The organism is Candidatus Macondimonas diazotrophica, assembly GCF_004684205.1.
In the GTDB taxonomy this organism is placed as follows: Bacteria; Pseudomonadota; Gammaproteobacteria; order UBA5335; family UBA5335; genus Macondimonas; species Macondimonas diazotrophica.
This window is the reverse complement of record NZ_SRIO01000015.1, coordinates 22,050-34,954: the sequence shown is the minus strand read 5'-3', so window position 1 is coordinate 34,954 and position 12,905 is coordinate 22,050. Positions and strand designations below refer to the sequence as shown.

15 protein-coding genes are annotated in these 12,905 nt (G+C 63.3%); 4 read left to right on the top strand and 11 right to left on the bottom strand.

All coding sequences use genetic code 11. The features are described from left to right. The first annotated feature begins 162 nt into the window (after positions 1–162). Positions 163–1,395 carry a fatty acid desaturase gene (locus tag E4680_RS10905; RefSeq protein WP_135282447.1) on the top strand — a complete coding sequence of 411 codons (1,233 nt, stop codon included), beginning with the start codon at positions 163–165 and terminating at the stop codon, positions 1,393–1,395. An 84-nt stretch (positions 1,396–1,479) separates the two neighbouring features. On the opposite strand, the gene E4680_RS10900 is transcribed toward E4680_RS10905, so the two are convergent. The 4 genes from E4680_RS10900 to alaC are packed head-to-tail and all read right to left on the bottom strand — an operon-like array spanning position 1,480 to position 6,194. Then, a complete protein-coding gene (locus tag E4680_RS10900) occupies positions 1,480–2,490 on the bottom strand; it encodes a hypothetical protein (protein WP_135282446.1) in 1,011 nt (336 codons plus the stop codon). 6 nt (positions 2,491–2,496) lie between these two features. After that, complete coding sequence (gene thrC, locus E4680_RS10895; protein WP_135282445.1) at positions 2,497–3,639, bottom strand: threonine synthase; 1,143 nt, start codon at positions 3,637–3,639, stop codon at positions 2,497–2,499. Positions 3,640–3,666: 27 nt separating this feature from the next. Further along, positions 3,667–4,986 carry a homoserine dehydrogenase gene (locus E4680_RS10890; protein ID WP_135282444.1) on the bottom strand — a complete coding sequence of 440 codons (1,320 nt, stop codon included), beginning with the start codon at positions 4,984–4,986 and terminating at the stop codon, positions 3,667–3,669. Then, entirely contained in the window at positions 4,986–6,194 is a 1,209-nt protein-coding gene (alaC, locus tag E4680_RS10885; RefSeq protein ID WP_135282443.1) for an alanine transaminase, read from the bottom strand. Before alaC ends, E4680_RS10890 begins: the two co-directional genes overlap by 1 nt. A 119-nt stretch (positions 6,195–6,313) precedes the next feature. Here alaC and E4680_RS10880 point away from each other — a divergent pair, with 119 nt between their 5' ends. Continuing rightward, complete coding sequence (locus E4680_RS10880) at positions 6,314–6,694, top strand: Mth938-like domain-containing protein (RefSeq protein ID WP_135282442.1); 381 nt, start codon at positions 6,314–6,316, stop codon at positions 6,692–6,694. A 28-nt stretch (positions 6,695–6,722) separates the two neighbouring features. On the opposite strand, the gene E4680_RS10875 is transcribed toward E4680_RS10880, so the two are convergent. Together E4680_RS10875 and E4680_RS10870 are read right to left on the bottom strand one after the other, a co-directional pair. Further along, positions 6,723–7,031: a chaperone modulator CbpM gene (locus tag E4680_RS10875; protein WP_135282441.1), complete on the bottom strand. Its 309-nt coding sequence runs from the start codon at positions 7,029–7,031 to the stop codon at positions 6,723–6,725. A gap of 4 nt (positions 7,032–7,035) precedes the next feature. After that, positions 7,036–7,971, bottom strand: a complete 936-nt coding sequence (locus E4680_RS10870; protein ID WP_135282440.1) for a DnaJ C-terminal domain-containing protein — start codon at positions 7,969–7,971, stop codon at positions 7,036–7,038. 142 nt (positions 7,972–8,113) lie between these two features. Here E4680_RS10870 and E4680_RS10865 point away from each other — a divergent pair, with 142 nt between their 5' ends. Beyond that, on the top strand, positions 8,114–8,545 hold the full coding sequence (locus tag E4680_RS10865) for an Hsp20/alpha crystallin family protein (protein WP_135282439.1): 432 nt from the start codon (positions 8,114–8,116) through the stop codon (positions 8,543–8,545). A 15-nt stretch (positions 8,546–8,560) separates the two neighbouring features. Then, positions 8,561–8,941, top strand: a complete 381-nt coding sequence (locus tag E4680_RS10860) for an Hsp20/alpha crystallin family protein (protein WP_135282438.1) — start codon at positions 8,561–8,563, stop codon at positions 8,939–8,941. A 59-nt stretch (positions 8,942–9,000) separates the two neighbouring features. On the opposite strand, the gene rpoS is transcribed toward E4680_RS10860, so the two are convergent. From rpoS to surE, 5 genes are all read right to left on the bottom strand, one after another. Then, entirely contained in the window at positions 9,001–10,011 is a 1,011-nt protein-coding gene (gene rpoS, locus E4680_RS10855; protein WP_135282437.1) for an RNA polymerase sigma factor RpoS, read from the bottom strand. Positions 10,012–10,091: 80 nt separating this feature from the next. Next, the gene (locus tag E4680_RS10850) at positions 10,092–10,853 is read right to left on the bottom strand and encodes a peptidoglycan DD-metalloendopeptidase family protein (RefSeq protein ID WP_135282436.1); all 762 of its coding nucleotides are present in this window, start codon (positions 10,851–10,853) and stop codon (positions 10,092–10,094) included. A 7-nt stretch (positions 10,854–10,860) separates the two neighbouring features. Further along, entirely contained in the window at positions 10,861–11,433 is a 573-nt protein-coding gene (locus tag E4680_RS10845) for a YqaA family protein (protein ID WP_135282435.1), read from the bottom strand. Further along, on the bottom strand, positions 11,430–12,092 hold the full coding sequence (locus E4680_RS10840; RefSeq protein ID WP_135282434.1) for a protein-L-isoaspartate(D-aspartate) O-methyltransferase: 663 nt from the start codon (positions 12,090–12,092) through the stop codon (positions 11,430–11,432). Before E4680_RS10840 ends, E4680_RS10845 begins: the two co-directional genes overlap by 4 nt. Beyond that, entirely contained in the window at positions 12,089–12,844 is a 756-nt protein-coding gene (gene surE / locus E4680_RS10835) for a 5'/3'-nucleotidase SurE (RefSeq protein WP_135282433.1), read from the bottom strand. Before surE ends, E4680_RS10840 begins: the two co-directional genes overlap by 4 nt. Between the last annotated feature and the right edge of the window lie 61 nt (positions 12,845–12,905).

The following is a 12,905-nucleotide window of genomic DNA, read 5'->3' as shown; positions in this document are numbered from 1 at the left end:
GACACCCTCTGGATCCCGGCCAGCTTGTCCGCATCGGAGATGCCGATCACCTTGAAGATCAGGTGCTTGACGGCGCTGAACGGTGGGCGCAAGCTGAAGTGGGATTGATATTCATATAACGAGGCCACCCAGCGGATTGGGCGTGGTCCAGGAGGAGACAACATGGACGGCATCATGGCGCTTGCCCGTTCGGGGTGGGCTTACCTGCGTTTTTTTGTTCCGATCGCCCTGTCTCTGGGCGTGATCTATGCGCTCATCGTCGGGCCGGCCAATGTCCTGGTCGGCGTCCTTGCCGTTCTTCTGGGACTTTCCCTGGCCGAACGGGTGTCCGGCAATGACGAGCAGACCCGTGCCTATGGGCACCCGCGCATCTTCGTGTGGATGCTCTGGACTTATCTCCCCGTCAGCCTCGTGGCTTTCTGGGCGTTCATTTGGATGCTGGCGCATGGACACAACGGCGGCGACCTGCTCGGTCTGGCCACGTGGGTGCAGTCCCTGAGCGGGTTCGACATGGTTGCCGCCCATGCCGGAGACGGCTGGGGCAGCTACCTCATCGGTGCGCTGCTGTTTTCTCAGATCGCCTCGATCGGCTCGGTATCCATTGGCCATGAGCTGTCCCACCGCACTTGGGAGCCCTATTCGGTCTTCAGCTCGCGCGCCTGCTCCCTCTTTGGGCTGTTTACCTATTACGCCATCGAGCACCCCTATGGCCACCATTTCACGGTCGGAACGCCAGCTGATTCCAGCACGGCCTTCCGCGGTGAGAGCGTATATCGCTATTTCCTGCGCACCGCGCCCCAGGATTATCAAACGGCCTGGGCCATCGAGAAGGATCGGCTGGACAAGATGGGGCTAGCGGCCATGAGCTGGCGCAACCGTTTGCTGCAGGGGTGGGTGGCGGAGGCCGCACTGGTGTTGTTCGTCTTTGCAGTCAGTGGTCTGTTGGGGCTGTTCTGGTTCCTGCTCGCCGTGCTCAACGCTCATTTCGGCTACAAGCTCGGCACCTACAGCCAGCACTACGGCATCGTTCGCGTGCCCGGATCGGAGATCAAGGCGCACCATTCCTGGGATTCGTTCAATCGCGTGACCAACTGGTTCGTCGACAACATCGGCCGCCATTCCCAGCATCATCTGGACCCCCAGCGTGAGTTCTGGCGTCTGGAGGATGTGCACGCGCCGCGCTTGCCCCACAACATGGGCTATTTCCGGGCCATTGGTCTGGCCATCATCCCGGCATTGTGGCATCGCACCTGGTCGCCGGCGCTGCTCGAATGGGATCGGGTCTATGCCTCGCCGGAAGAACGGCAGCTGGCGCACGAAGCCAATCTGCGCAGCGGACGGCCCGAACTCCTGGCTGCCGCAGCGCACGAGGAGGCGCTCGCTGTCGCCACCTGAGGCACCCCCACCCCGGATCGACAACCGCCGGTCTCGACGCCGGCGGTTCCTTGTGCGCAGGATGAGGTCGAATGTCCCCGGGCCTCAGGGCTGCGACGGGCCAAGTCGCCGAATGAAGGGGCGCGCCCGACGCCACGAGCGCCAGAAAGACCCTGGACGGGCGTGATAAGCGTGGCCCGCCAGCGGGCGCAGTGTGATGTTCGCGTGGTGAAAACAGGTTCTGGTCAGTGTTGCGAGATCGCGTTCAAACCGAACCAGCGCGCGCACCCAGTCTTCCGGTTCGTTCCAGAGCGCCGGGCGCAGCAATGCGTCGACGACCCAGAGGACGCGCTGCGGCAGGATCGGAATGGATTGGCCCAGCGTGGACCCGTTGGCGTACCAGGCCGCGCCGCTTGCCTGGGCCAGTCCCCGGCCGATCGCCTCGGCGCCTACGATGAGATCGAATGGTGCGCGACCATCTGGGGGAAGCGTGCCCTCACCCCATAGCCACAGGCTGTTGACAGGCAGCTGACCCAGCCGTTCGCGCGCGACATTGACCGGATGGTCGTGCAATAGCATCTGCAGTTCGGTGACGAGGCGTTTGAACTCAGCCGCATCAGGCCCGGTGGGCATCCAGAGTGAGGTGCCCGGTGTCAGACCGTGATGCAGCGGTTGGGTCGTCATGGCGGGCGCGGCGGGCAAATGCAGATACCAGCGTCCGGGTGACGGCGCCTTCAGGGTCATGCCCTCTGCCTCCAGGAAGGCGTTCAGGCGATTCACGATGGCAGCGCTTTCCTGGGCGTCGAGATCGAGGCGCGCCTGATCGAAGTGCACATGATGATGGGTGCCGGCCTGCAAGTGCAGGGGCTCGACCCGGAGCACGGCCCCCCGGGGCGGGGCGCCGGTATCGCCCCACGAGGAGAGCGCCGCCCAGGGTGCCTGGGCTGTCTCGAAAAATCCCTGGACGAGTGCGCGCTCGAAACCCGTTTCCGGATCTGGGGTCGCCCGTGCCCGTGCAAAGAGCCGGTCGAGCGCCGGCGTCGCGGGGAAATCGCCAACATCCCGGGGCGGCTCGGCCAGCCCCGGCACCAGCAGGGTTACCGAGCTGCGTGTCATGTGAAATCAGCTCAGATGAGGAAGCAGGGCCTGCTCGACGGCCAAACGCTCGGCCGCCACCCGAACCACTGGGCCCTGCATGCGTGCAATCGCCAAGTCCGGATCCTTGAGGCCATGGCCCGTCAGGGTACACACGATCGTACTCCCACGGGCGATCCGACCGGCGCGGATATCGGTCAATGCGCCCGCCAGAGAGACCGCCGAAGCCGGTTCGCAGAACACGCCCTCGCGCCGTGCGAGGTACTTCTGTGTCTCCACGATTTCATCATCCGTGAAAGCCGCGAACCAGCCGCCGGATTCCTGTTGTGCGGCCAGCGCGCCGGACCAGCTCTGGGGGTTGCCGATGCGGATCGCCGTGGCCACGGTCTCGGGGTGCTCGACTGGGCCACCCTTGAGGAAGGGGGCGGCACCCGTGGCCTGATAGCCCAGCATGCGCGGACGCGCGGTGATGACGGGCTCGCGCGGATAGGGGCACTGGCCCGCGCAGTGGCTGCAGCCGATCGTGGTCGTTTCGCCGCCCGCCGTAGCCAGCTCCGAATAGCCGATCCAGTAGGCGGTGATGTTGCCGGCATTGCCGACGGGCAGGCAGTGATAGTCGGGCGCGCGCCCGAGTGCCTCGACGATTTCGAAGGCGGCAGTCTTCTGGCCCTGCAGGCGGAAAGGATTGATCGAATTGACGATGGTGATGGGTGCCTCGGCCGCGACCTCCCGCACCAGGCGCATGCCGTCGTCGAAATTGCCCTGGATCTGCAGCACCACCGCGCCGTGCGCCATGGCCTGGGCCAGTTTGCCCAGCGCGATCTTGCCCTCCGGGATAAGCACGAAGGCGGTCAGTCCGGCGCGGGCGGCATAGGCGGCTGCCGAGGCCGAGGTGTTGCCGGTGGAGGCGCAGATGATGGCGCGGCTACCCTCGGCCACCGCCTGGGTCACGGCCACCGTCATGCCGCGATCCTTGAAGGATCCAGTCGGGTTGAGTCCCTCGAACTTGGCGTAGATCGCCAGATCGCCGCCCAGATCGCGCTCGATGTTGGCCAGACGGATCAGCGGTGTTTGCCCTTCGCACAGGCTTACTGCCGGGGCGTCGGCGGGGAGCGGCAGCCGATCGCGGTACTTGTCGATCAATCCGGTATAGAGCGAAGCGGTGGTCATAAGGATCTCGCAGAAGGAAATGGGGGATCACGCCGCATCGGTCTGGACACGGATGCGAGTGATGGCGCCGCGCACGCTGGAAAGCCGCGAAATGGCTTCAAGAGCTTGATCCATGGCGTGTTCCCAGACCCGATGAGTGAGCAGGATGATGGGCATGGTGTCCAGATGCGCGGGATCGGGGCGCTGCAGCATGGCCTCGATGCTGATGGCATGATCGGCCAGAATGCGGGTGATGTCCGCAACCACGCCGGGATGGTCCTCGACCGCCAGGCGCAGGTAGTAGGCCGAGTGGATGGACGCCAGGGGACGCAGCGGCAGATCCGCGATGGCACCGGGACGCACACCCAGATAGGGAACCCGGTGATCCGGTTCGGCGGACAGCAGGCGGAGGATGTCGACGAGATCGGCAACGACGGCCGAGGCTGTGGGGAGGGCGCCGGCTCCGGCGCCGTAGAACAGCGTTTCGCCGACCGCATCACCCTCGATCAAGACGGCATTCATCACCCCATCGACTCGTGCCAGCAGATGCCGCTGAGGGATCAGGGTGGGATGCACGCGCAGCTCGACCGCCTCGGCATCCCGGCGCGCGATGGCCAGGTGCTTGATGCTGTACCCGAGGGTTTCGGCGTAGTCGATATCTTCGGCGCTGATGGTGTCAATGCCCTCGATCGCCACATTGGCGAAATTCAAGGGCGTGCCGAAGGCGATTGCTGCAAGGATGGTCAGCTTGTGTGCCGCGTCGATACCCCCGATGTCGAACGTGGGATCCGCTTCCGCGTAGCCCAGTTCCTGGGCCTGTGCCAGGGCCTCGGAGAAATCCAGCCCGCAGTCGCGCATTTGGGTGAGGATATAGTTGGTGGTGCCGTTGACGATGCCGGCGACGGACTGAATGTCATTGCCGGCCAAGGCTTCCCGTATGGTCTTGATGATCGGAATGCCCCCCCCGACAGCGGCTTCGAACGCGACGATGACGCCATGCTTGTCGGCGGCGGCGAAGAGCTCGTTGCCGTGTTGCGCAATCAGTGCCTTGTTCGCGGTGATAACGTGCTTGCCGCTGGTGATGGCGCGCATGATCCAATCGCGGGTCGGGTCGCAGCCGCCCACCAGTTCGGCCACGATGCTGATGGACGGATCGTCCAGAATCTCGTTGATGTCGGTGGTCACGGCGATATCCGCCGCTTCTGGCGGCCGCGGCTTGCTGGGGTCGCGCACCAGCGCGCGCCGGACTTTCACCCGGCGACCGGTGCGCCGCTCGATGGCATCCGCATGGCGTTGGAGGATCTGGAGCGTGCCGCCGCCGACCGTTCCTAGACCCAGAAGGGCGATGTTGACTGTTTCGCTGTCCATTAGATTCCCTGGCTTTGAGCGCTGCCGGCCGGGGTGCGTCGGAACAGGCGGCGCATCTCCCGGACCGCCTGGCGAGTGCGGTGTTCATTTTCGATCAGGCCGAAACGTACATGATCATCCCCGTACTCGCCGAAACCGATGCCGGGGGATACGGCGACCTTCGCTTCACTGAGCAAAAGCTTGCTGAACTCGATGGATCCCATGTCGCGGTAGCGTTCAGGGATGCGCGCCCAGACGAACATCGTCCCGCGGGGCTTCTCCACTTCCCACCCCAGCCGATTCAGTCCTTCGCACAGAACGTCGCGGCGCAGCTGGTAGGTGCGGCGGATTTCCTCCACGCAGTCCTGTGGTCCCTCCAGCGCGGTGATGGCGGCAACCTGGATCGGCGTGAAGATCCCGTAGTCCAGATAGGACTTCATTTTGGCCAGCGCGGCCACCAGAGTGGGGTTGCCGCACATGAAGCCGACGCGCCAGCCGGGCATGTTGTAGCTCTTGGACAGGGTGTAGAACTCCACCGCCACATCCTTGGCTCCCGGGACTTGCAGAATGGAGGGTGCGACGTAGCCGTCGAACACCAAATCCGCATAGGCGAGATCATGAATGACCCAGATCTGATGCTCGCGCGCGATGGCCACCACTTTCTCGAAGAAATCGAGGTCCACGCACTGCGTGGTCGGGTTGCCCGGAAAGTTGAGTACCAGCATCTTGGGCTTGGGCCAGGAATTGCGGATGGCTTGGTCGAGCTCGGCAAAGAAATCGATGCCGGGCACCAGCGGTACATGGCGGATGTCGGCGCCGGCGATGACGAAGCCATAGGGATGGATGGGATAGGCGGGATTGGGCACCAGGACCGAATCGCCGGGCCCGACGGTCGCCAGTGCGAGGTGCGCGAGACCTTCCTTCGAGCCAATGGTCACGATGATCTCGTCCTGTGGATCGAGCTGCACGTCGTAGCGGCGCTGGTACCAATTGGCCATCGCTCGGCGCAGGCGGGGGATGCCGCGCGACTGGGAATAGCGATGGGTGTCCTCGCGCTGCACTGCCTCAACCAATTTGTCGACAATGTGCTGCGGCGTGGGTTGGTCGGGATTGCCCATGCCGAAGTCGATGATATCCTCGCCTCTGGCGCGTGCGGCGTTTTTCAGTTCCGTCACGATGGCGAAAACATAGGGCGGCAACCGCTGGATACGGGGAAAATCTTCGATCACGGAGGTAGTGGTCCAAGTGGGGCCCGGCCTCTTGGCCAAAGGCGAATTTGTAAAATGATCAAACGTAAAGCCCGTGTGTTGCCCTGTCAATCATTTCGCATGATCGCGAGGTCGAGCCCATGAAACTGCACCGGGACAATCCCAACGCCCAGAATCGCATCCGGGGGTATGGCAGCGGCGAGATCCGCATCAACGAGGTGAGTTATCACCAGAGCCTGATCGTGGCGCCTCAGGCGCTGGAACTCGATGGGATACCATCGGACGTGGCGCAGCTCAAATCACGCCACTTGGAGCGGTTGCTCGCTCATGCACCTGAAATCATCCTGCTCGGCACTGGATCGCGCCTGATTTTCCCGCCGCGCGAACTCCTGTTCGAGCCGCAATCGCGCGGGGTCGGCATCGAAGTCATGGATACCGGCGCGGCGTGCCGGACATTCAATGTCCTGCTCGCCGAGGATCGCGTGGTGGTGGCGCTGCTGATGCTTGAAGCGGGAGGTTGAACCTCAGCCGGGCGTTTGGGGGAGGGCCTCACATCCTCCCTGCTCGCCGCAGCCGTGCTCGAAGCGTATCGATTTCCTCTAGGAGATCAGCCATCAGGGCGGCGAGTTCCGGGACCGCCTCGAAATCGCGTTCGATCTGGCGCATGCGGCGTGCGCGCTGCAAGGACGAGGAGGGGAGTCGCCAGGCACCGGTGGCCTGATGGGCCTGTGGAAACAGTCCCAGTTCGACGCGGGTCATCACCCAGGCATCTTCGACGCAGCAGATGGCCGCCAGTTGTTCTGCCGTCAGCTCATCCTGCACCAGGGGATCGTCGGTTGAGATCTGGTCGTCATTCATTGCATCAGCTCCTCTGCCTCGGATTGAATGCCAATTCCCTTGCCATCGTTTCATAGAGTTCACGTGCACGGGCGGTGTTGGCCGGTGGCGTCACGATCCGAATGTCGAGAATCATGTCTCCCGGCGGCTCGCCTGGAATGCCCTTGCCGCGAACCTGAAGCTGGCGACCGCTCTGCGATCCTTCTGGGATGCGAACCTTGACGGTGCCGCCGGGCAGGTCGATGGGAATGATTGCGCCAAGCGCCGCTTCCCACGGCGTCACGGGCAGGTCGAGGTACAGATTGCGCTCCTCGATGCGAAAGCGCGGATGCGGCTTGAAATGCACTTCCAGCAGCAGATCGCCGGCAGGCGCCCCGCCGAGCCCCGGCTCGCCCTGTCCCGAGAGCCGGATCAACTGGCCATCACGGACCCCCTTCGGAATCCGCACGCTCAAGGTCCGGGTTCCGAGGGTGACGCGGCCTTGAGGATCGATTTTGGGTGTCCGCAGACTGATCTCCCGTACGGCGCCATGGAATGTGTCCTCGAGATCGAGATACACCTTGGCGTGATGATCCTGGCCGCGAGCGCGGAAGCCGTGCTGCTGCTGACGGCCGCCCCCCATCTGTCCGAACAACTCGGCAAAGAAGTCCGAGAAATCGGCCGCTTCACGCGAATTGAAAGTACCGTCGGAGAATTCGAAGCCGGCATCCCAGTCCGGTGGTGGTCGGAAATCCTGTCCCGGCCGGTAGCTCTGGCTCAGCTGATCGTAGGCGGCGCGCTTATCCGGATCGGACAGCACAGCGTTGGCTTCGTTGATCTCCTTCATGCGCTGTTCGGCGTCCGCTTCCTTCGAGATGTCCGGGTGGTATTTGCGGGCCAGTTTGCGGAAGGCTTTCTTGATGTCGGCAGCCGTGGCATCCCGAGGCACGCCGAGAACGCTGTAATAGTCCTGATATTGCATGCATCGCCTCCACAGTGATGATGCTCGCGATGTGCGGCTTGTTTTGATGATATCAAGGGCTTGAAACACGGTGGCATCGGACACATCTTGCGTCATGCAATGGGGACAGGAAACGCTCACCCCCTGAATGAGGAGATGAATCATGATCTATCGCAGCATTTTCCCGCGCGATCTGTTTGCAGAGTTCGAGCGCATGCAGAATGAACTGGATCGTGCCGCTGGCTATTCGCCCACAATCCGCGGTGTGGCGCGCCGCTATCCGGCAATGAACGTCGGTTCCACGCCGGCCTCGGTCGAGGTGTATGCCTTTGCGCCCGGCCTGGATCCAGCGAGCCTCGATGTTCAGATCGAAAAAGGCGTGCTGACCATCAGTGGCGAGCGCGCCGAAGAACCGGCTCCGGCGCAAGCCATGGTTCATATTGATGAACGATTCTCAGGCCGGTTTCGTCGTGTGGTGAGTCTGCCCGAGGATGTCGACCCGAGTGCGGTTGAAGCACGCTATCGCGATGGTGTCCTGCATGTGCGAATTCCACGCCGCGAGCTAACTCAGCCGCGTCGGATCACCATCCAATAATCGGAGGAGAGTGCGATGAATCAACAGATCGAAACGCGCAAAGCGGTCGCGTCCGACGAAGGCATGGCGACATTACTGCCTCTGGTCAATGTGGTCGAGGACGCCGGCGGCATCACCCTGATGGCCGACATGCCCGGTGTTCCGAAAGACGCGCTGGACATCCATATCGACGGGGATACCTTGGCGCTGGAAGGGCAGGTGGCGCTGGATGTTCCCGACGGGATGGCGGTCCATCATACGGAAGTGGCGCTGCCCCGCTATCGGCGTGTGTTCACGCTTTCCAAGGAGTTGGATCCCGAAAAAGTGACGGCTGAACTGGTCAATGGCGTACTGAAATTGCGGATACCCAAGGCCGAACATGCGCAACCGCACAAGATTGCGGTACAGATCGCCTGACCGATCCTGAATGATGACGCGACGGTCACCACTCGGGAGGTGCGAGGTGGCGATTGGCCTCAGCAGAACAGCGTATCGCCAGTCAATCCCTCGCTCTCGACGATGCGGCGCAGATGGCCCAGCGCCTCGACCTGGATTTGCCTGACCCGCTCGCGGGTCAGGCCGATATCCTTGCCGACCTGCTCCAAGGTGGCGCGTTCGTGGCCATTGAGCCCGAAACGCCGTTCGATGACCTCGCGCTGCTTGGCGGAGAGCCGGTCGAGCCAGCCCCGAAGGCCGTGCTTGAGGTCGGAGTCCTGTACATAAAGGGCCGGATCGACCCCATTTTCATCCGCGACGGTGTCGAGAGGCGAGCGTTCGTCGGTGGCTGAGCTGAACGTGCTGATGGACGTGGTTCGCTCGTTGAGCCCTAACATGCGTTCGACCTCCTGCACGGGGCATTCCATCTCGCGAGCGATCTCGTCGATGGACGCCGCGCGCTGGCTGGCTTGGCTCAGCTGCCGGCCGGTGCGCAGATAGCCGTTGATCCGCTTGATGATATGGATGGGCAGCCGAACCGTGCGCGTCTGGTTCATCAAGGCTCGTTCGATGGTCTGGCGGATCCACCAGGTCGCATACGTCGAGAAACGGTAGCCGAGTTCGGGGTTGAATTTGCCGACTGCGTGGATCAGGCCGAGATTGCCTTCCTCAATCAAGTCGAGCAGGGGCAGGCCGCGATTGAGATAGCGTCGGGCGATCTTGACCACCAGGCGCAAGTTGCTCTCGATCATGCGCGCCCGCGAGGCCCCGCAGCCCTGCTGGGCCTTGCGGGTGAAGTAGACTTCCTCTGCGGCGGTCAGTAGCGGGGAATGGCCGATTTCGTTCAGATAAAGGCGAGTCAGGTCGAGCGACTTGCTGTCGTCGATGCCCCAGGACTCGAGGGCGGCGTCTTCCTCACTCAGTGGCGAGGCCAGCGCGCCCTCCGTTGGGTCATCGCGTTCTTCGTCGTTTTCATCGCTGTTACCGAAATGCGTCAAGGCAAGCGTTTCGGTTTCGTTCCATTTCGTGGGGGTGGTATTGACGTCATCCATGATCGTCCTCCTTGCCCTTGCCGGGGCTCCTCGGTTTCACGCAACCCGAGATGCAGAAGGACGACCTGATTCGTCGACGGTCAGCGTGCCGGCAGATACTGGAGCGGATCGACCGGCTGCCCGTTGTAACGAATCTCGAAATGCAGGCTCGGTTGCCGATTCGGGCCCTCTCCCATCTCGGCAATCGTCTGGCCGGCCTGCACCGTGTCTCCTTCCTGCGCATGCAACGTCCTGTTGTATGCGTAAGCACTCAGGAAATTATTGTTGTGCTTGATGATGATAAGCTCGCCGTAACCCTTGAGTCCACTCCCCGCGTAGGCCACCCGACCATCGGCGGCCGCCGCGATGGCCATGCCGGTCGAGCCGCCGATATCGATTCCTTTGCTGCCGCCTTCGCCTTGGAACAGGGTCAGCACCGAACCGCGCACCGGCCATTGCCAGTCGATGCCCGACGCAATGGGCTCGCCGGTCCGGAAGGCGGGAGAAGACGAGGCGGCCGTGGCGGGTACCTTGATGCGTTGGCCGACATGAATCAGGTTGGGGTTGCTGAGACGGTTCCAGCGGGCGAGATCCTCGCCGGTCACGCCATAGCGGGCACCGATCAGATTCAGGGTTTCTCCTGCCCGCACGGTATAGGTCTGCCAGTGGGTCGGCTCCGGGGGGAGGGCTGAGGGCGGTGAGGGCGCACGTGTGACGGGGGCGGTTGGGGGCGCACCACTGTCGCTTCGTGTGGGCCAGTTCAAGGCGCCGGCGCAGCCAGCGAGCAGGACACTCAGGACCAGCGCCAATCCGTGCCCGGTCCACTGGTTCATCCATTTGGGAAATCGATCAACTTCGGCCATGGGTCATCTATACGATCAGGTAGAACAGAATCGCGGTGGCCACCAGGCCCCAACCGATCCACTCCATCGAGCGGCGTACGCTGTCCTGCATGCGCGGGCCGAGGCGCGAGACGAGAATGGCTTCCAGGAAGAATCGCCCGCCGCGCCCCACCAGCGATGCCAGGATAAACGGAATCAAGGGCAGTGCCATGAACCCCGAAGCGATGGTGAACAGCTTGTAGGGGATAGGTGAGAATCCCGCCAGGAAAACGATCCAGATTCCCCATTCCAGGTAAAGCGTCTGGACCTGGTGCCAACCCGCCCCGTAACCCGCCCGCTCGATGAGCGGCAGCACGCTTTCCACCGCGAAATATCCCAAGGCATAACCCAGGACGCCGCCCAGCACCGAGCATACGGTCGTGAGGGTTGCCAACCGCCAGGCCTGTTGGGGCCGGGCAAGTACCATGGGCATCAACATCACATCGGGCGGGATGGGGAAGAACGAGGACTCGGCCACGCTCACGGCGCCTAGATACCACGGTGCTCGACGATGGGCTGCGGCCAGGATCATCCGATCATAGAGCCAGGTAAAGAGCTTCATCCGACGCCTTCCTGTAGAGGTACGAAATGGACGGTTTCCAGGGTTTCATCCGCAAAACCGAACGGCGTGCGGGTGTAACGCATCAGGCGCTGGTTGACGCCGCTGCCGACGGGAATCACCAGGGCGCCCTCGATCCTGAGCTGCATGAGCAGGGACTCGGGAATCTCGTTCGGCGCGGCTGCCACCAGAATGGCATCGAAGGGCGCATGTTCCGGCCAGCCCCAATGTCCATCGCTGTGATGAAAGCGTACGTTGGCGATGCGCATCCGGGTCAATCTGCGGCGCGCCTGTTCCAGCAGTGGCGCGATGCGTTCGACGCTGTAGACCTGCGGCACCAGACTGGCCAGTAGCGCCGTTTGGAACCCCGAGCCGGTTCCCACTTCCAGGACCCGCTCAAGCGGTCCATTTTGCAGCAGCGCTTCGGTCATGCGCGCTACCATGTACGGCTGCGAAATGGTTTGTCCGAAGCCGATCGGCAATGCCAGATCTTCATAGGCTCGACTGGCCAGTGCTTCTTCCACGAACAGATGGCGCGGCATGCGAGCCATCAGATCCAGCACCCGCTCATCGCGAATGCCGCGCGCAACGAGGCGCTCCACCATGCGCTTGCGCGTGCGCAGCGAAGTCATGCCGCTGCCGCGCAGAACCGCTTCGCTCATGACCCGAGTCCGGCGAGCCAGCGGCCGACGGTATCGATGCCCGTGTATTGGGTCAGGTCGACCTGAACCGGTGTGATCGAGACGCGGCCATGTGTCACGGCATGAAAATCGGTCCCGGGGCCGGCATCGGCCTCGCTTCCCGCCGGGCCGATCCAGTAGATGGGTCGGCCCCGGGGATCGGTTGAACAGATCACGCCCTCGGCCCGGTGCCGCCGGCCCAGCCGCGTGGATTCGAAGCCTGTCAGGGCCTCGAAGGGGACATCCGGGACGTTGACGTTGAGTATGGTGTCGGCGGGCAGCGGCGTGTGTGCGAGTCGCTCGACCAGTACGCGGGCGACCCGTGCCGCGCTGTCGAAATGTCGGCATTCCTCACCGACCAGAGAGATGGCCATAGCCGGATAGCCCAGCGAGCGCCCCTCGATTGCGGCGGCGACCGTGCCGGAATAGAGCACGTCGTCGCCCATGTTGGCGCCGTCGTTGATGCCCGAGACGACCATGTCCGGCGTGTGGTCGAGCAGGCCGGTGATCGCCAGATGAACCGAGTCGGTGGGTGTCCCATCGACGCAATACACAGGGTCTTCACCATGGCGGGCCACCCGCAGGGGGCGGCTCAGGGTCAGGGAATGGCTGGCCCCGCTGCGGTTACGGTCCGGTGCAACCACGACCACTTCGTTGAAGCGGGCGAGTTCGTGGTGCAGCGCCCGCAGTCCGGGGGCCTGGCAGCCGTCGTCATTGCTCAGCAAGATGCGCACGATCAAGGTCCCATGTTGAGCCGGACGCCGCGGGCATCGGAGCCACTCCGGTGTCCATGTG